The sequence below is a fragment of the Pseudomonas sp. BR20 genome (assembly GCF_050780135.1).
Taxonomy (GTDB): Bacteria; Pseudomonadota; Gammaproteobacteria; order Pseudomonadales; family Pseudomonadaceae; genus Aquipseudomonas.
Genome location: NZ_CP172012.1, coordinates 2955923 through 2981687, shown reverse-complemented (window position 1 = coordinate 2981687; position 25765 = coordinate 2955923). Strand labels below are relative to the sequence as shown.

Sequence of the window (25765 nt, the reverse complement as noted above, 5' to 3'; positions counted from 1 at the left end):
TGGATCTCCGCTCGGTAAGTAAGCTTCGTGCTTACTTCAAGCTCGCCTCAACCTTCTGCGCCACATCCTCGGTCAACCACGCTTTCCACACCTCTGGATGTTCCTTGAGAAACGCCTGGGCCACCTCCCGGGGCGCGGTGTGGTTCTCGCTCATGGTCGCCAAGGCTTTATTCAGCGGCTCAATCGGCAACTCAACCTTCTCGAAAAACTTGGCAATCTGCGGATGCTCCTTCTGGAACGGCGTGGACACGCCAATACTCAGCTTGGATGCCAACGACCGCGTTGGCTTCGGATCAGGGTTATCCGCATCCGTTAGGGTCTTCCAGGCCTCGGCATCGAACGGTGGTTCTTCCAGCTGGATCAACTTGTAGCGCCCCATCAACGGCGTCGGTGACCAGTAGTAGAACAACACCGGTTTGCCGCGACGGATCGACGAGGCGATTTCGGCATCCAGTGCAGCTCCCGAACCGCTGCGGAAGTTCACGTAGCTGTCATCCAGGCCGTAGGCCTTGAGCTTCTGTTTGTTGACCACTTCCGAGGTCCAGCCGATGGGGCTGTTGAGGAAACGCCCCTTGCCTGGGGATTCCGGGTCCTTGAACACGTCCTTGTAACGCGCCAGGTCCTTCACGCTCTTGAGGTCCGGCGCCAGGGGTTTGATGCCTTTGGCCGGGTCACCCTTGACCACATACTCCGGCACCCACCAACCCTCGGTGGCGCCTTTGACCGTATCGCCCAGGCCCACCACCTTGCCTTCGGCCTCGGCCTTGACCCACACCGGGCTGCGGCCGGCCCACTCTTCACCAATGACCTGGATGTCGTTCTTGGCCAGGGCGGTTTCCAGGGTGATGGTGGTACCGGGCAAGGTGTCGGTGGGCAAATCGTAGCCCTTCTCGACGATGACCCGCAGTATTTCGGTGATCAGGCTGCCGCTTTCCCAGTTCAGATCGGCAAAGTGCACCGGCGCCTGCGCGGCCGAAACTGGCAGCGAAGTCACGGATAAACTCAGGGTCGTCAGCGATGCAGCCAACAGCGTTCTCAATCCTTTCATGCCCTTGCACCTCGCGATGTCGCAGCAAACAACGAACGGCTTTGCTGTCTATGCGCGAAGCCTCTGAATAGTTAAGTCAACTCAACTGTAGTAGAGGTTCCGGGAGATAGGAGATGTTCGCAGTATTTACCGATTATTCACTGGCCTTGAACGTCACCAGCTCACCCTTGCGCCATTTGGCGGCCTTGCCGGTCACGGCCTTGAGGGTTTTGGTCAAGCCTTCCTGCAGTTGTTCATTGGCTGCAAACACCAGCATCACACTGTGGCCTTCCTTGAAGACGATGCCCTGGCCCTCGGTCGAAGACACAAAGGCGTAGTCGCCCAAGCCATACACCGTCAACTTGATATCGCGGAACTTGAGTTCGAACTTGCCACCTTCGCGACTGGGCAATACCGCAGCACGGAAATGGTCACCCACTTTGAGCTCCAGACGGGGCTTGTCATCCACCACCATGGCCGCTTCGGTATCGATTTCGGCGATGTAGATGCCTTCCGGCGTCTGCTCAGTGATGTAAACAAAACGGGATTGAAACTGCTTGACCAACTTTGCGCGCAAATCACCCAGCACGAACAACGCGTGCATATCCAGATTACTGACTGCCAAGGAAACGCCCCCATATGGAAAAAAGCACTGTCCGCCAGAGCGGGCAGCACAAAGAAACGGCCATCTCGGCACGATCACACAACACATTCATTGAAAAACTGAAGAAGACCCCGTTGCTGCGCCCAAAGCCCCGGACGGGCATGCACGATGGGCTTAGCGCAGGGACATCAGGCATCGCAGGAGATCACAGGTTCAATAACCAGAGAATACCGGTCGACCCGCTTCAGAGAATAACACTATAAAAAACGCAGTTTCCGACAGCTCATACAAACAAAAACATCTCGGCGCGGAACCAGACACGGGCTGCCGACGACAATACTAAAACAGCAACACGGGTCAACACCACCTGTAACGCTGCTGGTAGGTCAACAAGATCGATCGACAGGAGCTGACCATGCAACGACGCCCATACGACGCTACGTCTTCCCGCACTCGCTCATCATGTCAGGACGAACGACAATACTACTGCTTGCGCAGTCCCAACGGGTACCCCAATCCCGTTCTTTACCAAGTTGTACCCGCCGGAAGAAACTTCTTCCATATCCGCGAAGTTACCAGTGGCAGAATCAAAGGCTTTCGCAGCGACCACATCGAGGCCTGTGAACTGGCCAAGCGGCTGGAAGCCTCACTGCACGACGGGATCGTTTCGTCACCCGGATGACTTTACTGCGCCGCAGCCCTTCAACAACTGCCATACTGGCCTGTCCATTGGAATTTGCCCCCGCACGGGCCAGGTTTCATCAGTGCAGTTGGTTACCTCGAAGGGAAGGCTTACGTGACGGAATTTGATATTGGCGAATTTTTCATCCATGGCGACGCAAGGGAAGTAGACGGTGAGTTTCAAGCAGTGATCGTGATGCGCGCCAAGCCACCGTTGACTACCGTCACTACGCACCAGGTCGAAAAAGACCGTTGGTTCAAGACCCTCGATACCGCCGCCAGCGCCGGAAAAGAATCCGCGCAGGCACTCAAGGCTGCAGTGGATTCAGGGGCACTGACCTCCTGACAATCCGATCGAACTCTACCGCGCCACAAGCCTCCCATGCATAACGATCCTGAAACCCGCACGGAGACTGACATGGACGCGCCAATACCTACACTCGAAACGTTATTTGAACAACTGGGCCTGGACTCAACACCCGAAGCGATCGATGCCTTCATCGTCGCGCACCCGCTGAGTGACGACGTGAAGTTGATCGACGCGCCCTTCTGGACGCCGCAACAGGCTCAGTTCCTCAAGGAAGAACTGCGTGAAGACGCCGATTGGGCCATGGCGGTGGATGAGCTGAACCAGCGCCTGCATCAACCGCAGTAATCCACTCAATGCCGGCTGCCTGACCGAAACGGGCGCAATAGCGCTTGCCAGGCAGCCTGTATTTCCCCGCTGCTTCCCGACTGGCGAAGCACAGGCAGCAACAATCCCTAGCGCACAGCCTTCGCCCCCTCCGGCTTATACCCCAGGCGCAAGCCACCCCAATGCCGCCCCCGGACCATGATCGGCACCGACAAGTCGTGCATCAACTCGCCGGTATCGCGGGTGTAGGTCTGCAATAACACCGCTTGCTGGTGGCTGCCGCAGCGGATCCCGGTGCGGTCATCGAACTTGCGCTTGGTGCGGTTCTGCACCGCGTCGACCTGGGCATCACCGGTCAGCGCCTGGGAAAACGCCTTGTTGTGCGTCGGCACATACCCCTGGGGCGTGCAGGCAATGGCAAACACCAAGCCTTCATGGCGTGGCAACAGCGCTTCCTGGATGGCCGGCAGCACCTGATCGGTGTAGCCATCGAACCGGCTGTGGTACTTGCTCGGGCTGGTGTTGGGGATCAAGGTGTAGCTGCGGTCGAACAAATCATCCAGGCTGATGCGGTTCTGCTGTACATCGGCTTCGAATTGCGCGGCAATCCGGCTCGCGCCTTCGCACGCCAGGTCGTAGATGCGCTGGTGATAGTCATCCAGCCCGACTTCCGCCAGGCGCTCACTGATCGTTTCGGCCTGCCCTTCCATCTGCACAGCGGCCTCGGCCAACTGGCGGGTTTGCTGGTCGCTGACGATAAGGTCGCTGCGCATTTGCTCCACGGCGTGGAAGAGGCTGTCGAGTTGAACGCGGTTGTTGTCGGTGCCCTGGGCGATTTCATTGACCTGGCCTTCCACACCCGCCGCCAGGCCGGCAATGTTCTCCAGGTGCTCGCCGGCGTGCTCCACCTGCTCGACACCGGTGTGCAAGTCTGCCGAGAGCTGGCGAATCTGCTCAACCACCTGGGCAGTGCGTTGCTGGATATCCGCCACCATCACCCCGACTTCATCGGTGGCCGTGGCAGTGCGGCCCGCCAGCCCACGCACTTCATCCGCCACCACGGCGAACCCGCGACCGTGCTCACCGGCCCGCGCCGCTTCAATCGCGGCGTTGAGCGCCAGCAGGTTGGTCTGGCTGGCGATGGACTGAATCACCAAGGTCACCCGCTGGATTTCTTCACTGCGTTGGCTCAGGGCTTCAATCAACTCTCGACTGGCATTGGCACGCTGGCTGAGCTGATGCATACGAATGATCGACTGGGCCAGCACTTCACGGCCTTCAGTGCTGCGTTGATGGGCCTGGCTGGCCGCCTGCAGGGCCTCGCGACTGAGTTGAGAGGTGACCTTTTCGGTACTGATCATCACCTCGGCACTGCTGACGATCTGCTTGGCCGCGCCCAATTGCGATTGCACACGAGCCGCCAGTTGCTTGACCGAGTAGGCTACGCCGGCAGCGGAAAGTGCGTTATGGCTGGTGGTATAGGACAGATCACGGGTCAGCTCACCAATAGCATCGGTAGTGTCGGGCGGTGCCGTGCGGGATGTGCGGTTCATAAGGCTTGGCAGCCAGATCACCAGCAAGGCAATGGGTAGGCAGAGATATATCGGCAGGCTGGCAAACGCCAGGCCCAGCAGTACCAGCACCATTGCGGCGCTCTGCAAGAGCGGCATCAACCAGCCGGGCAACCCACGCACCACCGGTTGCGGTAGCACTGCTGCGCCCATCAGAGATCCGTCTCCAGCCATCTTCGTCACCCCACCGCTTGTCATTATTGTCCCTGCATTAAACGCCACTATCGAGCCATTATCCATGGGCCTTTAGTGGGGTAGCTTGCAGCAGATCAATAGACGAGGGCGTAACGGGTCTTTCTCCGGGGGACCGCGCAGGCGATCCCCCAGCTTCAGCGCATCAGGCTTGGCGCTGGTGCTTGTCGATCTGCTCGTGACGCTCTTGCGCTTCGATGCAGTATTTGGTGGTAGGACTGATCAGCAGGCGTTTGAGGCCAATAGGTTCACCGCTGTCATCGCACCAGCCGAAGGAGTCTTCCTTGATGCGTTCCAGTGCACGCTCAAGCTGCGGCAGCATGCGCTGGTCGCGGTCGATGGCGTTGACCAGCCAGGTGCGCTCTTCTTCAACGGAAGCGGCGTCGGCCGGGTCGGCCGGGGTGTCCAGGCTTTCAATGGCGATGCGGTTCTGCTCAATGCGCTCGTGGTGCTCCACCTTCATGTCTTGCAGCAACTTCTCGAAAAAAGCGTGCTGTTCGGCATTCATGTAGTCATCCGCCGGCATGGCCAGCAACTTTTCCTTTGTCATTGATTTCTCTATAAAAAATACGTGCATTAAGGCGAATAAGGGAGCGTTCCGGTCGACCTCTGCAGGTCTCGGAAAGGCGCCATCCATTCCAAGCGCCACCCGGCACTCAATTTACGAGGGGCGGCAGTCTAAGGCCGACTTGAGGGCACAGCAACTGAAATGACAGGCATTTTTACCGATATAACCCCCAAAGGCACCAGGACGGGCTTGGCGAATGGTCATCGGAGTGCGTTTATAGCAAGAAATTCAGTGTTGTGGAGCTATATAGAAGACAAACGGTTGAAACAGACTGTTGATGATTAAATGTGGGAGGGGCGGTGCGACGATTCGACTTGCCTCCTCCCACATTTTGTACTGCGTCAGCGTTTAAGCTTGCGCTTATTGCGATATTGGTCGATCACCACCGCCACCACGATGATCAGGCCCTTGATGATGTCCTGGATATACGCATCCACGCCGACAAAGGTAAACCCGCTGGCCATCACCCCGAGGATCAGCGCGCCGATCACAGTACCGGTGATACGCCCTACCCCGCCCGCCAGGCTGGTGCCGCCGATCACCGCGGCGGCAATCGCATCCAGCTCATACGACATGCCCATGCCCGCCTGCCCGGTGGCAGCGCGTGCCGAGGCCACCACACCCGCCAGACCTGCCAGGAGGCCGGCAATGCTGTAGACGATGATCAGGTGCCGCTTGACGTTGATCCCCGACGTCCGCGCCGCCTGCATATTGCCGCCGATGGCGTAGGTGTACTTGCCGTACTTGGTGTAGCGCAGGGCGATATGGAAAATCACCGCCACCACCAGGAAGATGATCACCGGCATCGCGCCATGGCCGATAGCCGTGTACGAATCCGAGAGCATGCTCACCGGCTGGCCTTCGGTGTAGTAGCGCGCCAGCCCACGGGCCGAGACCATCATGCCCAGGGTCGCGATAAACGGCGGAATACCCGTGACGGCGATAATGCTGCCGTTGATCGCCCCCGCCAGCAGCCCCACACCCAAGCCCATCGCCACCGGAATCCACACCGGCAAGTCCGTCAGCGAAGGAAACACCGCCCGGGAAAAGTCGGAGGTTTGCGCCAAACTGGCGGCGATCATCGCCGACAGCGCCAGCACCGACCCCGACGACAGGTCGATCCCCGTGGTGATGATCACCTGCGTCACCCCGATCGCCAGCAGGCCGATGATCGACACTTGCAGGATCATCAGCACCAGGCGCTGGGAGTTCATCAGGAAGCTCTGGTCCCGTACGATCCAGCCAAACAGCTCAAACACCAGGCCGATGCCGATCAGCACCAGGAAGATGCTCAGCTCGGTGGGCAAGCGCCGACGGTGCTTGACCGGTGCCGTGGCAGGCTTGTTGTCTGTTATTGCGTTCATAGCCAATCACCTTCTTATTCTATGGCACGGGCCAACCGCAGGCCCGCGCGGCTGTTCGTCAGTGGACCGCGGTCATACCGGAGGCCAGCTGCATGACTTTTTCCTGGGTCGCATCCGCACGGTCCAGGGTGCCCATCAGTTCGCCTTCGTGCATTACCATCACCCGGTCGCTCATGCCCAGCACTTCAGGCAGCTCGGAGGAAATCATGATCACCGCCATGCCTTCGCTGGCGAGGAAGGCGATCAAGCGATAGATCTCGGCCTTGGCCCCCACGTCGATACCCCGGGTCGGCTCATCGAGGATCAGCAAGCGTGGGTTGGTCATCAGCCAGCGCGCCAGCAAGGCTTTCTGCTGGTTGCCGCCGGACAAGGTGTCGATGCACTGCTCCAGGGACGGCGTCTTCACCCGCAGCTTCTTGCACATGTCCTCGCACAGGGCGCGCAGGGCTTTCTGCTGGATAAAACCGTTGCCCGAATAGTGCGGCAGCACGGCCATTTCCATGTTTTCCAGCACCGACAGGCAGGGGAACAGGCCACTGAGCTTGCGGTCCTCGGTCAACAGCGCAAAGCCTTTTTCGATGGCCATGTGCGGGTCGCTGATGCGCACCGCCTCGCCATCCAGGGTGATCTGCCCACCGCTGCTGGGGGTGATGCCGAAAATGGTTTCCGCCACATTGGTGCGCCCCGAGCCCATCAAGCCGGCGATGCCGAGGATCTCACCGGCATGCAGGTCGAACGACACGCCCTGGAACACCCCGTCCAGGCGCAGGTCGCGCACCGACAGCAGCAGTTCGCCGATGGGCGTCTCGCGCACCGGGAACAACTGGCTCAGCTCACGCCCCACCATCATCGAGATCAGGCTGTCGCTGTTCATGCTGTCGGCGCGTTGCAGGCCGATGTACTGGCCGTCGCGGAACACCGCCACTTCATCGGCAATGGCGAACACTTCGTTCATTTTGTGCGTGATGTAGACGATGCCTTTGCCCTGGGCCTTGAGGTCGGCAATGATCGAAAACAGGTGGGCCACTTCCTTGTCGGTAATGGCCGAAGTCGGTTCATCCATGATCAGGATGTCGGAGTCGTAGGACACGGCCTTGGCAATCTCGACCATCTGCCGCTCGGCGATGCTCAGGTTACCCACGTGTTCCTCGGGGTCCAGGTTGATGCGCAGGCGCGCCAGCAACTCGGCGGTGCAGCGGTGCATTTCGCGGTGGTTGACCATGTGCAGGCTGTTGAGCTGCTCACGGCCGATCCAGATATTCTCGGCGATGCTCATGTGCGGCATCAGGTTGAGTTCCTGGTGGATCATCGCGATCCCGGCCTTCTGCGCCGCGAGCGGCGTGTCAAACACGATGGGCTTGCCGCGCAGGCGGATTTCACCGGCGTCAGGCTGGTAGATGCCGGCGATGATTTTCATCAAGGTCGACTTGCCCGCACCGTTCTCGCCCATCAGTGCCAGCACCGTGCCGGGGCGCACACGCAGTTGTACATCGGCCAGGGCCACGACGCCGGGAAAGCCTTTGCTGATGTTGACGATTTCCAACAGGTAAGGTTCGTCCAGCGGCAACGGCTGGATACCGGGAGTCTGCGAGACAGCGGCTTGAGCGAGCATAAGACGGTACTCCATCAGCAGGGCGGGCACGACCGCCCTGCCGGTTCATTGTTGTTATGTCAGGGCTACTTGAACTTGGCGACGTTTTCCGGGGTGATCAGCTGGAACGGGATGATCACGTTCTGCTCGACCGGCTCGTTCCTGGCCATCTTGCGCGCCGCTTCCACCGAGCCCACTGCCTGGCCCTTGGCATCCTGGAACGCGGAGGCGGCCATGTCACCCTTGGTGATCGCATTCAAGCCGTCCGGCGTACCGTCGACCCCCGCGATCAGCACACTGCCCTTTTCCTTGCCGGCCGATTTCAGTGCCATGGACGCGCCGATCGCCATCTCATCGTTGTTGGCCAACACCGCATTGAACTCGCGGCCTTGGGTCAGCCAATCGTTGACCAGGGTCATGCCCTTGTCCCGCAGCCAGATACCGGTCTGTTCCTGTTCGATCTTGATGTCCGGGTACTTGGCCAACACTTCCTTCACGCCCTTGGTGCGGTTGGTGGTGGAGTTGTTCGCCAGGTCGCCCAGCAGGATCACGATCTTGCCCTTGCCGCCGAGTTTCTCAGCGATGTACTGCATTTGCAGCTTGCCGGCCTCGACGTCATCGGAGGTCACGGCCACGACGTCCTTGGGCAAGTCCTTCTGGTCGGGACGGCGGTTGACGAACACCAGCGGGATGCCCGCCTTGGTCGCGGCATTGATGATGTTCTTGGTGGAAGCAGTGTCGACTGGGTTGACGATGATGGCGTCGACTTTCTGGCTGATAAAGTTCTCGACCTGGCTCAGTTGCTTGACCACATCGGCGCGGGCGTCTTCGAACTGCAGCTGCACGCCGTCGCCCTTGGGATAGGACTTGGCTTGCTTGTCCATGTCTTCGCGCAGGTAAGTGAGGAAGGTGTCATCGAACGCGGACATGCTCACGCCGACCTTGATGTCGGCGGCGCTGGCAAAACCGCTGGCCAGCATCATGGATAAAGCCAGCGCGGTAAAACGGATCGGGGTCTTCATGAACGGTCTGTCTCCACTTTCTTGTTGGTTTTTTGGACGTTGCGTTTATCAGAGCTCGGCGGGCAGTCGTACGACCGGTGCGCCTGGAATGCAGCAGACCAGCGCGCCTTTGTTTTCGACGCACAGCATATTAAGGAAGGAGAAGTAGAACGGCCGGGCGCGCGGCAGGCCGCGGGGCGTGTGGGCAGGGCGTAAAACTCGCAGTACAGCGTTGAAGATTTTCATCTGACGGTACCTGGTTGTTTTTGATCTTGTTTTTGTTGAGTCGCCCGAATCGAGTCCGAACGTACTTTATGCAACCTGGAAAAGACTTTATTGGAAAATAATTTCCATATCAACCTGTTTTAGAATTTTATTCTATTTTTGTTGAAACCACCTGCTGGCGCTCGGCGCTGAGACGTGCAGCGTCCAATATACGGGTGGTTTCCAGCGCGTCATACGCATCCACGGGCAACGGGCCCTGCCCTTGCACCGCCGCTTGCAACTGGCGATAGAACTCGGTCCAGCAACCCTTCTCCGACGGCACTCGCTCACGTTCCGGGCCTTGCTCGAACCAGCCCCAGCGGCGATGTTCTTCTGCACCCCAGTGTTCGCCTTCGGTTTTCGGCGACTTGCCGGCCATCAGCGCTTCTTCCTGGCCATCCAGTCCGTCCACGGTGTAGCAACCCAAGGTGCCACTGACGCGAAAACGCGGAGCCTGGCTGTTCTGCAAGGCGTTGCCCCACAAATGGGAAACCACCCCGTTGGCGTGGGTCAGGGAGACGAAGAAACCATGGTCGAGGTTCGGGTATTCAGGGCTGAACTGTAACTGCGCAAAGACCCGGTCCACCGGGCCGAACAGCTGCAGCGCCTGGTCCACCAGGTGGCTGCCCAGGTCCCGCAACCAGCCGCCGCCGCTGGCATTGCCCAAGGCTTGCGGGCTGTAGCGCTCGACGCGGGATTCGAAGCGGGTGATCTCACCCAAGGCGCCGGCGTCGATCAATTTGCGCAGGGTCAGGTAGTCCGAGTCCCAGCGCCGGTTCTGGTAGACGCTGAGTAACACCTCATGGCGCTCGGCGGCAGTGATCAGCGCCTGGGCCTGTTCGGCGTTGGCGGCAAAGGGTTTGTCGCTCACCACCGCCACACCGTGTTCGATGGCTTCCAGCACCAGCGCCGGGCGGCCCTTGAGGGTGGTGGAAATGACCAGGGCATCGACACCGGCTTCGACGATCTGGCCGATGCTGTCAAAGGCCTGGACGCCGGGGTGGTCGGTTGCCAGTTGCTGGCGACGTTCGGGTGAGCGGGTGACGACACCGACAAACGTAGCGCCGGGCAGAGTCGCAATCAGCGGCGCATGAAAGAAGCGCCCTCCGTGGCCATAGCCGACAAGTCCGATTCGCATGATCAACTCCTGAATTGAATTGGAAACCAATCAACTGTGGGAGGGGGCTTGCCCCCGATAGCGGTGGGTCAGATAACAACTGGTTGACTGACACACTGCCATCGGGGGCAAGCACCCTCCCACATTTTTAACAGAGTTCCTTCAGTGATTTAGCCGTAGAAGTGCGGACGATCCGGCAAGCTCACCTTCACAATCTGCTCACTGCCCTGCGCTTCAATACACGCATCCGCCGCCACCGCCGCCGCAAACCCATCCCACGCCGACGGCCCACCGACCTGCCCGGCGCGCACGCTATCAATGAAAGCCTGCAACTCCACGTCATAGGCGCCGATAAAACGGTCCTTCCAATCCATCAGGATCGCATTCGACAGCTTGGCCCCACTGCGCAACTGCACCTGGGACGGTTCCGGCAATTTGGCGATGCCGGTCTCCCCCACCACTTCGCACTGGATGTCGTAGCCGTACTGGCAGTTCACAAACACTTCCACATCGATACGGGTGCCCTTGGCGGTTTCCAGCAGCACGATCTGAGGGTCACGCAGATGGGCCAGGGCCTTGCTGGTCTTGCGCGGGAACACCACCTGCACCGACACGTAGTCGTCGTTGAGCAGCCAGCGCAGGACATCCAGTTCGTGGATCAGGGTGTCGGTGATCGCCATGTCGGTCTTGTAGTTCTCGCCTACCGTCGGGTTGCGGTGCGCGCAGTGCAGCATCAACGGCTCGCCGATCTGGCCGCTGTCGATCACCGCCTTGAGGGCGCGATAACCTTCGTCATACGGGCGCATAAAGCCGACTTGCACCAGGCGCTTGCCGTAGGCCACTTCGGCGTCGACGATCTTGCGGCAGCCTTCGGCCGTCACCGCCAGGGGCTTCTCACAGAACACCGGTTTGCCGGCGGCGATGGCGGCGAGCACGAATTCCTCGTGGCTCGGGCCCCAGGACGTGACCAGAATCGCCTCGACCTGCGGCGAGTGGATCAGCGCATGGCCGTCCGGGTACACCTCGGCGTCCAGCTTCAACTCCGCGACCACCTTGGCGGCCTGCTCAAGGTTGATGTCAGTCACCGCCACCACCTGGCTGTTGAGCAGGGTCTGGCTGCAACGACGAATATGATCGCGGCCGATGGCGCCGGTACCGATTACACCAAGCTTCAAAGACATACAAACGCTCCTCTTGTTATTAGTACTGCCGGGCCTTGGCCAGGTGTTCATTGAGTTTTTTCGCGGCGGCGTTGGTACGTTCGCTGGTGGACACCTGCGCCACCCCCACCCGCCACCACGAGAGGTAGCCGTGGACCATGGTCTTGGGCAGGACCTTGATGTCGATCAGGGTCGAGACGCTTTGCGTGCGCGCATCGGCCAGGGCCGCTTCCAGCTGTTCCACGCTGCTGACCTTGTAGGTCTTGCAGCCGTAAGCCGCGGCGCTCATGGCGAAATCCACCGGCACCAGGCCACCGTCGAGCTTGCCGCTCTCGGGGTTGCGGTAACGGAACTCGGTGCCGAAGCTGTCCATGCCATTGCCGATCTGCAAATTGTTGATGCAGCCGAAGGCCATGTTGTCGAGCAGCACCACGTTGATCTTGCGGCGCTCCTGGATCGAGGTGGCCAGCTCCGAGTGCAGCATCATGTAGGAACCATCGCCGACCAGGGCATAGACCTCCTTGGTCGGCTCGGCGAGCTTCACGCCGAGGGCGGCGTTGATCTCATAGCCCATGCACGAATAGCCGTACTCGACGTGGTAGGTGTTGACGCCCTTGCTGCGCCAGGCACGCTGCAAGTCGCCGGGCAGGCTGCCGGCCGCAGCGACGATGATCGCGTCGTCGGCCAGGCGCTCGTTGAGCACGCCGAGCACCCGGCTCTGGGTCAGGCACGAGCCGGTCAGTTCGATAAATTCACGCAGCACGGCGCGGTCGAGGTGGTCGTCGACTTCCGGCACAAAATCATCGCCGTGGTATTCGACCTGATGGACACGGTCCACTTCGGCGTCCAGTTGCGCCTTGGCGTCGGCGATCTGCTCGCCCCAGCCGGAACGGTAATCACCGAGGGCATCGGCCAACGCGTCGAGGGCGACCCTGGCGTCGGCCAGTACCTGCACACCGTCGAGTTTCAAGGCATCGCAGGGGCTGATATTGAGGTTGAGAAACTTCACCTCGGCATGCTTGAACAGCGATTTCGACGAGGTGGTGAAGTCGGTATAGCGGGTGCCGATGCCGATGATCAGGTCGGCCTCGGGCGCCAGCAGGTTGGCGGCCAGGCAGCCGGTTTCACCGATGCCGCCCACATTCAGCGGATGGCTGGAGACCACGGCACTCTTGCCTGCCTGGGTTTCGGCGAAGGGAATATCAAAACGCTCGGCAAAGGCTTGCAGCGCGGCATTCGCACCGGAGTACTTCACGCCACCACCGCAGATGATCAGCGGTTTGCGCTTGCCTCGGAAAGCCGCCAACGCATCGCCGATCATCGCGGCGGTGGCCGGGCGGCGGTCGATACGGTGTACACGTTTTTGCAGGAAGTAGTCCGGGTAATCCCAAGCCTCGCCCTGCACATCCTGTGGCAGCGCCAGGGTCACCGCGCCGGTTTCGGCAGGGTCGGTGAGCACGCGCATGGCGTGAATCGCCGCCGTCATCAGCTGCTCAGGGCGGTTGATACGGTCCCAGTATTTGCTCACGGAACGGAAGGCATCGTTGGTGCTGATGCTCAGGTCGTGGAACTGCTCGATCTGTTGCAGCACAGGGTCGGGCTGGCGGCTGGCGTAGACATCGCCGGGCAGCAACAGCAACGGGATACGGTTGGCGGTGGCGGTCGCCGCCGCGGTGAGCATATTCGCAGCACCTGGGCCGACGGAGGCGGTGCAGGCGTAGATCTTGCGGCGCAGGTGCTGCTTGGCAAAACCGATGGCGGCATGGGCCATGCCCTGCTCGTTACGGCCCTGATGCACCACGAGGTCGCCGCTGTCCTGTTCCAGGGCCTGGCCCAGACCCAGCACATTGCCGTGGCCGAAAATGGTGAACACGCCGGCGACGAACTTGCTCTGCACGCCATCGACTTCGATGTACTGGTTATCCAAAAACTTCACCAGGGCCTGGGCCATGGTCAATCGGGTAGTGGTCATGTCGCGCCCCTTATCGTTTCTGCAGGTGGGCGATGCTTGCCCCCAAGGCCTGCTGGATATCCGCCAGCTCGTGCACGCTTGTCGCAAACGGTTCGAACGACAGGTAGCCGCTGTAACCGCTGCTGAGCAAGGTGTCGATCTGCGCGGCATTGCCGAGGATATCGCCCTCGCCCACCAGCACGCGGTGGCCGTCGCGGATCGAATTGAGCGGCGCCTGGACATCTTCCACGCCGGAGATATGCACCAGCCCGGTCAGTTCCGGGAAGAACTCATGCTCGCTGGCAAGGTGGTGATGGAAGGTGTCGTGCACCAGGCGGAACACATCCAGGCCGCCGATGGACTGGATCGCGTTCACCGCCACGCGCTTGCGGCGCATGGCGCACTCTTCGAAGCCCAGGGGCTCGATAAACCCGAGAATCCCGTACTCGCGCAGGATCGGCGCCAGCTCGCTCAACGCGGTGCGCAAACCGGCGGCGCGCTGGGCTTCGTTGCGGGTGTCGCCGGGTTCATTGAACGGGCACATCACCAAGCCTTGCGCACCGCATTCGCGGGCATAGGTGGCGAGCGCTATCGCCTGGGCGCGGCGCTCGTCATTCCACACATCGAAGGGGTACAGCGCGTTGATCGACAGCACCGTGATGCCCTGAGCGGCGCACAATTCACGCACGCGGCTGGACGGGGTGCCGTATTCGATCTGACGATCCTTGAGGTCGTTGCGAATCTCGATGGCATCGCATTTCAAGGCCACGGCCAGTTGGATGAAATCCGGCAGGGACAGGTTGGGCGCGACCATACGGTTAAGGGCAAAGCGTAGAGGCGACTTCATTGTTGTTGTTCTCCGTCCAACACCGTTTACAGGTCCAGCAGCCAGCTGTGCTGCGGGTCATTGTGGAAATGCCAGGCACGCTTGGGGCCGGCCATCACGTTCAGGTAGTAAGACTCGTAGCCATACGGCACGCTGACCGGGTGATACCCCTTTGGCACCACCACCAGGTCGCTGTTTTCCACGGCCATGGCCTGGTCGATGCTGCGGTCGTCGGTGTACACGCGCTGGAACACAAAGCCCTGGGGCGGGTTGATCTGGTGGTAGTAGGTCTCTTCAAGAAAGCTCTGGTGCGGCAGGTCGTCGGTGTCGTGCTTGTGCGGTGGGTAGCTCGACGAATGCCCGGATGGTGTGCGCACTTCCACCACCAGCAGCGAATGGGCCGGATCGGTGTCCGGCAGGATGTCGCACACGTAGCGGGTGTTGGCGCCTTTGCCGCGTACGCTGCGCTTGCAGTGCTCGGGGCGAATCAGGCGTGGCTCGAAACCCGGCGCACCGGGCGCCGCGCACACGGCAATCTGTACGTCGCTCAACGCGGTGACCTGGGCATCGGTACCCGGCGGCAGATAGGCGGCGAACGGCGACTTGTCCTCGAACACCGACTGGCGATCACCGAGGTTCTGCCAGTTGAAGCCCTCGCCTTCGATAGTCACCCGGCCGCTGAGCAGCACCAGGCACAGCTCTTTATCGCCGGCAGTCACCGGCAATGTTTCGCCAAGGCTCAGGCGGTAGGCGGCAAAGCCTACGTATTCCAGGCGGCCCTCTTCCAGGGCGACCATGGTTTGCCCGCGTTTACTGCTCTTTACCAGCAAGCTCATGGTTTGGTCCTCTCGTTGAGAAGCGCACGCAACGTGTCATAACCCTTTTTTGCATAGACATAGCTGGGCGCCACGGCCGGATCCTGCTCGGCTTCCACCACCAGCCAGCCCGCGTATTTCGCGGCCAGCAGCACATCGAGTAACTCGGCAAAACCGATATCGCCGTCACCAGGCACGGTGAAAGTGCCGTTAACGATGCAATCGGGGAAGCTCCACATCTGGTTGCGCGCCAGTTGCACCACGGCTTTGCGCACGTCCTTGAAATGCACATGGCAGACGCGGTCGATATGCTTGCGCAGCACCTCGATGGGTTCGCCGCCGCCCATGTAGCAGTGACCCGAATCGAACAGCAGGCCGACTTCCGGCCCGGTACGGCGCATCAACTCGTCGATGTCCTGCGGGGATTCGACGTACGCGCCCATATGGTGGTGGTACGCCAGGCGCACGCCCTGGGACAGGGTGAAACGCGCCAGCTCGGTGAGTTTGTCGGCGTAGTCCTGCCAGGCCTGTTCACTGTGGAAACGCGGGCGTTCGATCAGGCGAATGCGCGAGCCCTGGATTGAATCGGCCACCTCGCCGTACACCAACACCGTGGCGCCGTTTTGTTTCAACAGTTCGACGTGGCCGGCGATGGCCTCGATTTCCTCAGCCACCGAGCGACGGGCCAGGCGGCTGGAGTACCAGCCGGAGACCAGCGCCAGGTCATAGGGGCGCAGGACGTCGCCGACGCCCTTGGCGTCCTTGGGGAATTTGCCATTGAGCTCAAAACCTTCGTAGCCGATTTCCTTGCCTTCGCTCAGGGCGGTGCTCAGCGGAGTTTCACCGCCGAGGGCCGGAAGGTCGTCGTTGCTCCAGGAGATCGGGTTGATGCCAATTCGGATTGCGGGCATGGCTGCACCTTTATTATTTTCAGGTATCACTGAGATCTGCTTTATGTGGGAGGGGGCTTGCCCCCGATAGCGATAGTTCAGTTACAGAAGTGTTGTCTGACACTCACCCATCGGGGGCAAGCCCCTCTCACATTGGATTGCATTTCAAATTAAGAACTGGGTTTAGCCTCGGGCACTGCGCCAGGCGTTGATCAACTGCTCAAAGGTCGCCTGGACCTGCTGGATCAACGTCTCATCATCGATCTCCCCCGCCATCCACAAACGGCTCGGTTCCTGGAAGATCGTACGGCCCACGGCAAACCCACGGCAGGTGCTGCTCTGGCTGGCTTGCTGGAAGCCGGCGGCCAGGCATTCGGCCGACGCGTTCAGGCCCAGCAACACCACGCCACGGCAGTACGGGTCGCGTTCCTGGATCAGTTCGTCGAGCTTTGTCCAGTCCTCGGCCGACTGTGCCTCGATTTTCCACCACGCCGGGTAGATACCCAGGTTGTACAGGCGCTTGAGGCTGCGATAGAGCACGTCCGGGTAAGTGGACGGATGGTCCTTGGGCGGGATGACTTCCAGCAGCAGCTCATGGCCGCTGGTCACCGAAGCCTCGTACACCGCCTTGAGCTGCGCTTCCTGTTCCAGGCGCAGCATGGGCTCATCGTCGGGGTGGTATTGCACCAGGCACTTGATGATCTGCTCCTGGGGCCAGGCAATCAGGTTGCTGCCGATCGAGCGACCATGTTCGAACGCCAGTGGCCGCGAGTTCTGCACTTCCACCGGGCGGGCGATCCACCAGCCACGACCGCTGGCGGCATTGAGCGCGTCCTGGCCGAAGCGCTGATCGGCCAACAGGCCCACATCGGCCTCGACGCCCTGCTCGGCGAGCTTTTTCTCCACGCGTTGGATGGCCTGGATAAACAGCTGCTTGATCTCGCTGATGCGGGTCAGGTCCTGGCCGCCGCGTTGCGCCAGATCCACCAGTTGCCAGCGGTGATCGAAGGCAAAGATGAACAGCTGTTTCCAGGCCTTGCGCGGCACGGTGACGCGGTGCAGGCGTTGCAGGGTCGCGTCCTGGTCAGGCCGGGTAATCGGCACCGGGCTGCTGAACAGGTAATCCAGCTCGGCCGGCGTCGGCATGGCCGGCGCACAGGCGTGGCGCGAGACGACGAGACCGCCACAGGCATTGGCCAACTGGCTGCAACGCTCATCGCTGGCGTCATTGATCCAGCCGCTGAGGAAGCCCGACATAAAGGCATCGCCGGCGCCCAGCACATTGAGCACTTCAACCCGCACGCCCGGGTAGATGGCGCCATCTTCCAGCCGCGCCGGAATCGCATCGTGGATCACCGTGCAGCCTTGCGGGCCGAGCTTGACCACCAGGGTCGCCGGGGTCAGTTCACGCACGGTGCGCAAGGCGGTGAGCAGATCTTCGCTGCCGCCGGCGATCAGGAATTCTTCTTCGGTGCCGACGATCAGGTCGAAACGCGGCAGGATTTTCTGCACATGCTGGCTGACATTCTGGTCGGCGACAAAACGGGTTTCGCCGTCAGCCTTACCCGCCAGGCCCCACAACACCGGGCGGTAGTCGATATCCAGCACGCGCTTGACGTTGTGCTTGGCCGCATAGTCCAGGGCCTGGATGCTGGCCTTGTACACGCCGTCGGTGGAGAAATGCGTGCCGGTGATCAGCAAGGCTTTGCTCGAGGCAATAAAGGCCTCGTTGACGTCCTCGGCGCGCAGGGCCATGTCGGCGCAGTTTTCGCGGTAGAACACCAGCGGGAAGGTTTCGCGGTCCTTGAGGCCCAGCAGCACCATGGCGGTGAGGCGTTCCGAGTCGACCTTGATACCACTGACGTCGCAGCCTTCGCGGGCCAGGGATTCCACCAGGAAACGCCCCATATGGTCGTCCCCCACCCGACTCAACATCGCCGACTTGAGCCCCAGCCTGGCAGTGCCGAAAGCGATATTGGCGGAGGAACCGCCGAGGTATTTGGCGAAGCTGGACACGTCCTCAAGCCGCGCACCTACTTGCTGTGCGTAGAGGTCGACGCCCAGGCGCCCGAGGCAAATCAGATCCAATTGACGCCCACTGGCAAAACGAGTCTGGCCCATGCTGGCTCCTGTTATTTTTATCAGCCTGCGTTGTGCCGCCGTCGCGACGGCAAACGCTCTTTGTGGGAGCAGACTAAAACGTCCGGCGGCGGCAATCAATATTTATTCCATAATTATTTTTAGTGGAATATTTTTTCCAATACGTCAGCATAGGGGCACGCCAGCCGCCGTGCATCGTTTCAGCAGGCCACGCGGGCCGTGATGCCGGGGTATTTTTTTGCGCCTACCCTGTAGACTTGCGCCACCCATCAGCGCATCAGAAGAACACGCCAGAAGGATTGCCCATGTCCCGCACCGATCCCGAGACCACCCTGGAAGACACTATCGCCAGCCCTCCGATCAATGCCGAACGTCTGTTGCAGCTGATCACCGACGAATACGAAAGCCTGCCGCGCCAGCTCAAGCGCATCGCCAGTTACATGAGCCAGCAGAGCGACCGGATCATGGTCGACCGCATCAGCGACATCGCCCGCGAATGCGAAGTGCACCCCTCGGCGATCGTGCGGTTTTCCCAGCGATTCGGCTTCAGTGGGTTCAGTGAGATGCAGGCGCTGTTTCGCGAGGCCTACACCCACAAGACCACGCCGGTGCAGAACTACCAGCAGCGCATTCGCAGCATGATCGCCAACAAGTCGCAGAAAGCCAGCGGCGGCGACCTGGCCCGCGAGTGCGTCAACGCGACCCTGTCGGGTATCGAGCGCCTGGGGCTGGAGCTGGATGATGTGGCGTTTGAAAAAGCCGTCGACCTGGTGGTCAACGCCGACAATATCTACGTGGTCGGCGTGCGCCGTTCGTTTGCGGTGGCCGACTACCTGGTCTACAACCTGCAGCACACCAATAAGCGCATCCACCTGATCTCAGGCCTGGGCGGCAGCTATCGCGAGCAGATGCGCAGCGTGCGTGCCAATGACCTGGTGATCGCCATCAGCTTCACGCCCTACGGCAAAGAGACCCAGCACTGCCTGCGGATCGCCCAGCACCATCAGGCCAAGACCCTGATCATCACCGACAGCAACCTGTCGCCCCTGGCCAAGCGGGCCAACGCGGTGCTGTTGGTGAATGAAGGCTCGTCGTTTGCCTTCCGCTCATTGAGCGCCACCTTGTGCCTGTGCCAGGCGCTGTTTATTGCAGTGGCGTATCGGTTGGAGTTGAAGGTGGACGAAATTCACGAGCAGGTCGGGTTTGATGACTGACCAGCAGTAATTGGGCTAGCGCACGCCCGTGAAAGCGGATCTGCGCCAGGGTCAACGCGGTGTAGCCGATGATGACCGCCGGCGGCAGGATCGCCTCGACGCAGAACTTGCCCAGTGGCTGCAACGTCAGCCCGGCTTGCGCGGCACGCGCACAGAATTCGCCTTCCTCCACACCGGTCGGTAACCACAACACAAAATGCAATCCGGCCTGCTGCCCGCTGATCGTACAGTGGGGCCCAAGGCACTCGAGCAACACATCGCGCCGCGCCTGATACGCCTGGCGCGAAGCCCGCAAGTGGCGCACGAAAGCGCCGCTGCCGAGAAACTCCAGCAACCCCAACTGATCACTGGCCCCCACCGAATGCCCGGTGAATTGCAGGGTGCGCAACAACGTCGGGCGCAGTGCCTTGGGCACCACCATGAAGCCGACGCGCAAACCGGGGAACAGGTTTTTGTTGAAGCTGCCGCAGTAGATCACCCGGTCATTGGCATCCAGGGATTTGAGCGCCGCCAGCGGTGCGCTGTGGTAGTTGTATTCGCTGTCGTAGTCGTCTTCCACCACCCAGGCCTCGGCGCGGGCAGCCCAGTCCAGCAGCGCCAGGCGTCGCGACACCGACAGGGTCATGCCCAACGGTGCCTGGTGGGCCGGGGTGACGTAGGCGAGGCGCGCCGTGTCGGGGAGTTGAGCGGTATCGAGCCCCTCGGCCGTGACCGCAATCGCCTGGACCTCTGCACCCGCCAGCCCGAACAAGCGTCGTGCCGGTGGATAGCCAGGGTCTTCGACGCAGGCCGTGTCACCGGGCTTGAGCAGCGTACGCGCGATCAGGTCAAGGGCGTGGCGAATGCCGGTGGTGACGATCACTTCATCCGCCTCACAGTGCATGCCGCGATAGCTGCGCAGGTAGTCGGCGATCTGTGCGCGCAGTTCCGGCAGCCCGGCGGGATGGCCTGCTTCGAGCGCACCCGGCCCCGCCGATAGCAGTCCCCGGGAAATACAGCGTGCCCAGGCCTTCATGTCAAACAGGCTGGCGTCCGGTCGCCGAGCGACAAAAGGCACATGGCTCTGCACCCCGGACTCGGGGCGATCAACCGCCACCTCGCGACGAGGCATCGCGCGGGGTGCAGGTGCCGCAATGAATTGCTCGGGGATCACCGCACACACCCGCGTACCGGAGCCGGCCACGCGCTGTACATAGCCTTCGCTGTGCAGGCGGTCGAACGCCGCCTCCAGCGTGCCACGGGATACCCGCCAGCGTTCGGCGAGGCTGCGGGTGGACGGCAAACGGCTGCCCGCCGGCACCTGTCGGTTCAGGATCGCTGCGCGCAAGGCCTCGTAAGCACCCTGCTGCTTTCCCACCTCCAGGCTGTCGGGACGCGGCAGGTCCAGGGCGGATGGGGTTTTTCCTCGGCTCATAGTGGTCCAATCATGTTCATCATAAGCGGCCCTGAGGATTAAACCACAATGCCGCTAGAGTGCGGGCTCTCCTCCTCGTGAAGACACCGTCCATGACTCAACGCGCCCTCTCCCCGTGGTTCTGGCTGATACTGCTGACCGTGCTGATCGGCCTGCCACGCATCACCCTGGACATGCACCTGCCCGCCCTGCCCGCCATGGCTGATTACTTCCAGACCAGCGACAGCCAGTTGCAGTTGACCCTCACGCTGTACACCTTCGGTTCGGCGATCTCCCTGCTGATCAGCGGCCCGCTGACCGACCGTTTCGGCCGCCGTCCCGTATTGCTGGCGGGACTGTTTCTGTACGTGCTGGCTACCGTGGCCTGCGCCCTGGCCGACAGCATCGGTGTGCTGATCATCGCCCGCCTGTTCCAGGCCCTGGGCGGGTGCTGCACCACGGTGATCGGTCGGGTGATCGTGCGCGACTATTTCGACCGGGATGAACAGGCGCGCCTGCTGGGCCTGATTTCCATGGCCATGGCCGTGTCACCGATGGCCGCTCCGGTGCTTGGCAGCCTGATGCTGCCCTTCATCGACTGGCGCGGCCTGTTTGTGCTGCTCGGCGTGATCGGCGCAGTGCTCTACGTGGTGGTGTATCGCCGCCTGCCCGAAACCCGCCCTGCCGATGTCGCCGCCGCGCCGCCGAGCAACCTGCTGCGCCTCTACGGTCAGTTACTGCGCGACCGCTATTTCCTGCGCTATTCCCTGGCGATCGGCTGCGTGTACAGCACCTATTTCCCGTTTATCAGTGAGTCTTCGGCGCTGCTGCAACGGGGCTTTCATTTGTCTGCCACGGCGTATGCGCTGGTGTTCGCGGCGACGATCAGCGGCTACATGCTCGGCGCGAACCTGTTCCGCAGGCTGGTGCGGCGCTTCGAGCCGGACCGGTTGATCAATGCAGCCATTGGCTTGAACGTGCTGGGCAGCGTGATGCTCGCGGTTGCCACCACCGCCATGCCGGGGGAATGGCTGGCGATCGTGCTGCCGATGCTGGTGATCATGGTGTCAGTGGGGATGGTGATTCCGGCGTGCCAACTGTCGGTGTTGCAGCCGTACGGCGCGATTGCAGGAACCGCGTCGGGGTTGTTCTTCTTTACCCAGATGTTCCTCACTGCCGTGAGCAGTTGGGCCACCGGGCTGCTGTCCGACGGTACGTCGCAGCCGCTGGTGATCATGACCGCCGTCGCCAGCGCACTGTTGGTAGCAACCTGGCTGACACTCCGCAAACCCAAATGTGGGAGGGAACCTGTCCCCTCCCACATCGGGCCGAGCTGAGCCCGGGATCAGTGCATGAAAATTGCGATCAGGATGATGACCGGGATCGGCACGCCGAGGAACCACAGAAGTAATGAGCGCATGGTGTTCTCCTTGAATTAACGAACGTAGGTTTCGGTTTCGACGTACACCACGGCATCGCGGCGACGGCCACCAAAGGTCGCAGCGAAGCTGGCAAAGAAAGCGCCGATCAACAGTGCGACAAAGGTCCACAGCGAGGTATAGGCAGCGACTTTGGCGGCGGTATCAGCGGCTTGCTTGGCTTTGAGCTTGGCGTCTTCGACGGCTTTACGCGCATCGCCGTAGACTTTGTCGATACGCGCTTCGGCATCGGCCTGGCTGAGGTTGGTGCGCTGGCTGATCAACTGGGCCAGGTAGGCACGGTCTTCAGCGGCGAGTTGGCCGTCGTTGCTCAGGGTGCGGGTGAAGATACGTGCAACCACGCCATGGGCAGCGTCATCACTGACTGCGACCGGGCGATCATCACGAAACAGGCTGTCGACGTAGTAGTCAAAGTCGCCGCCGTTGACGCCTTTGGCTGCACTGCCTGCGGCTTGAGTGACACCGCTGGCCGCGCCCGCTGCCACGCTGGCACCGGCTTTCACACCGCCGCTCACGACACTGCTGACCGAACCGACCACCAGCACTGCGGTGATCAGCGTGGCAACCGCCCAGGCCAGGAAACCATGGGCGGTGTCGCGAAAGTACACCTCATCGCCATGCATATTGGCCCACTTCACCCGCAACCGGCCGGCGATATAACCGCCCAGGCCCGAGGCAACGATCTGGGTAAACGCCAGCCAGATAATCGTGGAAATGCCAAGCCCCTTGGCGCTGATACCGCTGTCGGCCCACGGCGACACCGCCGAAAAACCCAGGCCGAAGCCCAGCAATACCAGAATCAGGGATAACGCAGCCGCCGCAGCGGCCCCGGCAAAGATAGCCCCCCAGGAAACCCCGGAGCGCGCGCTCGACTCTTGCAGCATGGATGACGATGTGATCATTGTTGTTGTGCTCCCGGCAGGAAAAATAGTGTTACAAGTCTCAAAAGGGACAGTGCAGGCAGCATGCCAGTCGCGCCAAGAATTAAACTCCTTATATTTCAATACGTTAAGTAAATTGAACTTGCCTGAACCATGCAACTTGCAAGAAATGGCTGTGGCAGGCGGGCGTAATGCATTCCCTGTGGGAGACGGATCGTCCGCGGCGGGTACCCGCCATGAAACTTGTGTCAGTTTTGCCAACATGAAGTTTTATTTAGGAAGCGTTCAGCCATTTCTTGGCAAAATGCCCCCACTTCTAGTGTCAATCGCTCACCAGGTAATCCTATGACCCGTATTTTGACCATCGAGGATGATGCCGTAACGGCCCGCGAGATCGTCGCCGAGCTGAGTAGCCATGGACTGGACGTAGATTGGGTGGACAACGGCCGCGAAGGCCTGGTCCGCGCCGTGAGTGGTGATTACGATCTGATCACCCTCGACCGCATGCTGCCGGAACTCGATGGCCTGGCCATCGTCACCACCCTGCGCACCATCGGGGTATCGACGCCGATCCTGATGATCAGCGCCCTCTCCGACGTCGACGAGCGCGTGCGCGGCCTGCGCGCCGGGGGTGATGACTACCTGACCAAGCCCTTCGCCTCCGACGAAATGGCCGCCCGCGTCGAAGTGCTGCTGCGCCGCAAAAGCACGGTCAAGGAATTCGAGACTGCCCTGCGCGTGGCCGACCTGGAATTGAACCTGATCAGCCGCGAAGCCAGCCGCGCCGAGCAGCCGCTGAGCCTGCTGCCCACCGAATACAAACTGCTAGAATTCCTGATGCGCAACACCGGGCAGATCCTGTCGCGGATGATGATCTTCGAGGAAGTCTGGGGCTATCACTTCGACCCGGGCACCAACCTGATCGACGTGCACATCGGCCGCCTGCGCAAGAAAATCGATCCACCGGGCCTCCCGCCGCTGATCCGCACGGTACGAGGTTCCGGTTATGTCATTGCTGAACCCCTCTAAAGGCTGGCGTTCTTCCAGCAGCCGCTTGCTGGCGCTGTACAGTTCGTTGTTCGTGGCCTGGAGCTGCATCCTCATGGGGGTGCTGTATTACGAGGTGTCGGGTTACCTGGGCGACCTGTCGCGCCATTCCCTGATGCAACGCCAGCATCTGTTCCAACGCTTCGACGGCGAAGAACTGTTGGAAGCGTTGACCACCAGCATGACCTTCGACATGAAGGGCGTGGACGCCTACGGCCTGTTCGATGAGCAGTTCCGTCCCTTGAGCGGACCGATCCGCGCGATTCCGCCCGACCTGCCGCTGGACGGCAAGATCCACGCCCTGGCCAACTGCGTCGACTCCGACGACCCCAAACTGCCCAAGGACAGCTGCGACGCCGTCGCCAGCCACACCGACGACGGCCGCTGGCTGGTGCTGGTGCGCGCCAATGGCTCGCTGTTCGGTGTGACGCGGATCATCTGGCATGCCCTGCTGTGGGCGCTGTCCCTGACCATTATCCCCGGCGCCGCCGGCTGGCATCTGTTACGCCGCCGCCCGCTGCGCCGGATCCGCGGGATCCAGGCCAGCGCCGAAGCCATCGTCGCCGGCGACCTCACCCACCGTTTGCCGCTGTCCAACCGGCGTGACGAACTGGACATGCTCGCCGCCATCGTCAACGCCATGCTCGACCGCATCGAAAAGCTGATGAACGAGGTCAAGGGCGTCTGCGACAACATCGCCCACGACCTGCGCACCCCGCTGACCCGCCTGCGTGCTCAGCTCTACCGCATCCGGCAGGAGGCCGAGCAGGACTCAGGCTACGCGGTGAAACTGGACGACGCCATCGCCGAGACCGACACCTTGATGGCGCGCTTTCGCGGGCTGCTGCGTATCTCCGAGCTGGAAGACCACCAGCGCCGTTCCGGCTTCCTGGTCATGGACCCGCTGCCGCTGCTGCGCGAGTTGCATGATTTCTACCTGCCCCTGGCGGAGGAAGGCGAATTGCAGCTGCGACTCGAAGTCCCCGAGTCCCTGCCATGGATCACCGGCGACCGCGCCCTGTTGTTCGAAGCCCTGGCCAACCTGCTGAGCAACTCCATCAAGTTCTCCCCACCGGGCGGCGAAGTGATCCTGCGCGGGCTCAACGATGCCGGCAGCACGCGCATCGAAGTGCACGACTCCGGACCGGGCATACCGGCAGCCGAGCGCGATGCGGTGTTCCAGCGCTTTTATCGGGTGGATGAAGGCGACCAGCAAGGCGGGTTCGGGTTGGGTTTGTCGATTGTGGCGGCGATCATCAACTTGCATGGGTTCAAGTTGGAAGTCGGCACCAGCGAGCAAGGCGGTGCGCGCCTGATCCTGGAGTGCCGCCAGCAACTGATGCCCGAAGCCTGATCCATCAGCCAGTGAGGTCAAACGGTGGGAGGCGGCAAGTCGAATCGTCGCACCGCCCCTCCCACATTAGTCTTGCATTGC

At 61.3% G+C, this 25765-nt stretch carries 23 protein-coding genes; 6 read left to right on the top strand and 17 right to left on the bottom strand.

What is annotated here, in order from left to right; genetic code table 11:
- Positions 1-31 precede the first annotated feature (31 nt).
- Positions 32-1048, bottom strand: a complete 1017-nt coding sequence (locus ACHPFG_RS13775) for an ABC transporter substrate-binding protein (protein ID WP_431703077.1) — start codon at positions 1046-1048, stop codon at positions 32-34.
- A 133-nt stretch (positions 1049-1181) separates the two neighbouring features.
- Entirely contained in the window at positions 1182-1631 is a 450-nt protein-coding gene (locus ACHPFG_RS13770; protein WP_177409513.1) for a hypothetical protein, read from the bottom strand.
- Positions 1632-2427: 796 nt separating this feature from the next.
- Between ACHPFG_RS13770 and ACHPFG_RS13765 the strand changes: the two genes are divergently transcribed.
- Positions 2428-2658, top strand: coding sequence for a hypothetical protein (locus ACHPFG_RS13765; protein WP_065927941.1), 231 nt, complete (start codon positions 2428-2430; stop codon positions 2656-2658).
- A gap of 72 nt (positions 2659-2730) precedes the next feature.
- On the top strand, positions 2731-2967 hold the full coding sequence (locus ACHPFG_RS13760; protein WP_027606523.1) for a DUF2789 domain-containing protein: 237 nt from the start codon (positions 2731-2733) through the stop codon (positions 2965-2967).
- A gap of 107 nt (positions 2968-3074) precedes the next feature.
- Here ACHPFG_RS13760 and ACHPFG_RS13755 read toward each other — a convergent pair whose 3' ends face one another.
- From ACHPFG_RS13755 to ACHPFG_RS13695, 13 genes are all read right to left on the bottom strand, one after another.
- Positions 3075-4307, bottom strand: a complete 1233-nt coding sequence (locus ACHPFG_RS13755) for a methyl-accepting chemotaxis protein (RefSeq protein WP_431703470.1) — start codon at positions 4305-4307, stop codon at positions 3075-3077.
- Positions 4308-4854: 547 nt separating this feature from the next.
- Positions 4855-5259, bottom strand: coding sequence for a TraR/DksA family transcriptional regulator (locus ACHPFG_RS13750; RefSeq protein WP_003191666.1), 405 nt, complete (start codon positions 5257-5259; stop codon positions 4855-4857).
- Positions 5260-5618: 359 nt separating this feature from the next.
- A complete protein-coding gene (locus tag ACHPFG_RS13745; protein ID WP_024076018.1) occupies positions 5619-6641 on the bottom strand; it encodes an ABC transporter permease in 1023 nt (340 codons plus the stop codon).
- 58 nt (positions 6642-6699) lie between these two features.
- A complete protein-coding gene (locus ACHPFG_RS13740; protein WP_431703074.1) occupies positions 6700-8253 on the bottom strand; it encodes a sugar ABC transporter ATP-binding protein in 1554 nt (517 codons plus the stop codon).
- Positions 8254-8318: 65 nt separating this feature from the next.
- On the bottom strand, positions 8319-9254 hold the full coding sequence (locus tag ACHPFG_RS13735) for a sugar ABC transporter substrate-binding protein (protein WP_090405442.1): 936 nt from the start codon (positions 9252-9254) through the stop codon (positions 8319-8321).
- A 48-nt stretch (positions 9255-9302) separates the two neighbouring features.
- The gene (locus ACHPFG_RS13730) at positions 9303-9479 is read right to left on the bottom strand and encodes a hypothetical protein (RefSeq protein WP_431703071.1); all 177 of its coding nucleotides are present in this window, start codon (positions 9477-9479) and stop codon (positions 9303-9305) included.
- Positions 9480-9606: 127 nt separating this feature from the next.
- Complete coding sequence (locus ACHPFG_RS13725) at positions 9607-10635, bottom strand: Gfo/Idh/MocA family protein (RefSeq protein WP_431703069.1); 1029 nt, start codon at positions 10633-10635, stop codon at positions 9607-9609.
- A gap of 149 nt (positions 10636-10784) precedes the next feature.
- A complete protein-coding gene (locus tag ACHPFG_RS13720) occupies positions 10785-11795 on the bottom strand; it encodes a Gfo/Idh/MocA family protein (RefSeq protein ID WP_339453145.1) in 1011 nt (336 codons plus the stop codon).
- Between the two features lie 19 nt (positions 11796-11814).
- Complete coding sequence (iolD, locus tag ACHPFG_RS13715; RefSeq protein WP_145337259.1) at positions 11815-13746, bottom strand: 3D-(3,5/4)-trihydroxycyclohexane-1,2-dione acylhydrolase (decyclizing); 1932 nt, start codon at positions 13744-13746, stop codon at positions 11815-11817.
- Positions 13747-13756: 10 nt separating this feature from the next.
- A complete protein-coding gene (locus tag ACHPFG_RS13710) occupies positions 13757-14572 on the bottom strand; it encodes a TIM barrel protein (RefSeq protein ID WP_431703066.1) in 816 nt (271 codons plus the stop codon).
- Between the two features lie 26 nt (positions 14573-14598).
- Positions 14599-15387 carry a 5-deoxy-glucuronate isomerase gene (iolB, locus tag ACHPFG_RS13705; protein WP_131700210.1) on the bottom strand — a complete coding sequence of 263 codons (789 nt, stop codon included), beginning with the start codon at positions 15385-15387 and terminating at the stop codon, positions 14599-14601.
- Positions 15384-16277 (bottom strand): myo-inosose-2 dehydratase, encoded by an 894-nt coding sequence (iolE, locus tag ACHPFG_RS13700; RefSeq protein ID WP_431703064.1) that lies wholly within the window; start codon positions 16275-16277, stop codon positions 15384-15386. The genes iolB and iolE overlap by 4 nt, the downstream gene beginning before the upstream one ends.
- Before the next feature lie 162 nt (positions 16278-16439).
- The gene (locus ACHPFG_RS13695) at positions 16440-18377 is read right to left on the bottom strand and encodes a bifunctional 5-dehydro-2-deoxygluconokinase/5-dehydro-2-deoxyphosphogluconate aldolase (protein WP_431703062.1); all 1938 of its coding nucleotides are present in this window, start codon (positions 18375-18377) and stop codon (positions 16440-16442) included.
- A gap of 284 nt (positions 18378-18661) precedes the next feature.
- Here ACHPFG_RS13695 and ACHPFG_RS13690 point away from each other — a divergent pair, with 284 nt between their 5' ends.
- A complete protein-coding gene (locus tag ACHPFG_RS13690) occupies positions 18662-19570 on the top strand; it encodes a MurR/RpiR family transcriptional regulator (protein ID WP_017136418.1) in 909 nt (302 codons plus the stop codon).
- Here the strand turns inward: ACHPFG_RS13690 and ACHPFG_RS13685 are convergent.
- Positions 19500-20984 (bottom strand): PLP-dependent aminotransferase family protein, encoded by a 1485-nt coding sequence (locus ACHPFG_RS13685; RefSeq protein WP_431703059.1) that lies wholly within the window; start codon positions 20982-20984, stop codon positions 19500-19502. The two genes, ACHPFG_RS13690 and ACHPFG_RS13685, sit on opposite strands and share 71 nt — an antisense overlap.
- Before the next feature lie 92 nt (positions 20985-21076).
- On the opposite strand from ACHPFG_RS13685, the gene ACHPFG_RS13680 reads away from it, so the two are divergent.
- Complete coding sequence (locus ACHPFG_RS13680) at positions 21077-22300, top strand: multidrug effflux MFS transporter (protein ID WP_431703057.1); 1224 nt, start codon at positions 21077-21079, stop codon at positions 22298-22300.
- A gap of 98 nt (positions 22301-22398) precedes the next feature.
- Here ACHPFG_RS13680 and ACHPFG_RS13675 read toward each other — a convergent pair whose 3' ends face one another.
- On the bottom strand, positions 22399-23304 hold the full coding sequence (locus ACHPFG_RS13675; protein ID WP_167655442.1) for a hypothetical protein: 906 nt from the start codon (positions 23302-23304) through the stop codon (positions 22399-22401).
- A 324-nt stretch (positions 23305-23628) separates the two neighbouring features.
- Between ACHPFG_RS13675 and ACHPFG_RS13670 the strand changes: the two genes are divergently transcribed.
- Both ACHPFG_RS13670 and ACHPFG_RS13665 read left to right on the top strand, forming a co-directional pair.
- Positions 23629-24312, top strand: coding sequence for a response regulator transcription factor (locus ACHPFG_RS13670; RefSeq protein WP_122539638.1), 684 nt, complete (start codon positions 23629-23631; stop codon positions 24310-24312).
- A complete protein-coding gene (locus tag ACHPFG_RS13665) occupies positions 24290-25684 on the top strand; it encodes a sensor histidine kinase (RefSeq protein ID WP_431703054.1) in 1395 nt (464 codons plus the stop codon). Before ACHPFG_RS13670 ends, ACHPFG_RS13665 begins: the two co-directional genes overlap by 23 nt.
- Positions 25685-25765: the final 81 nt, after the last annotated feature.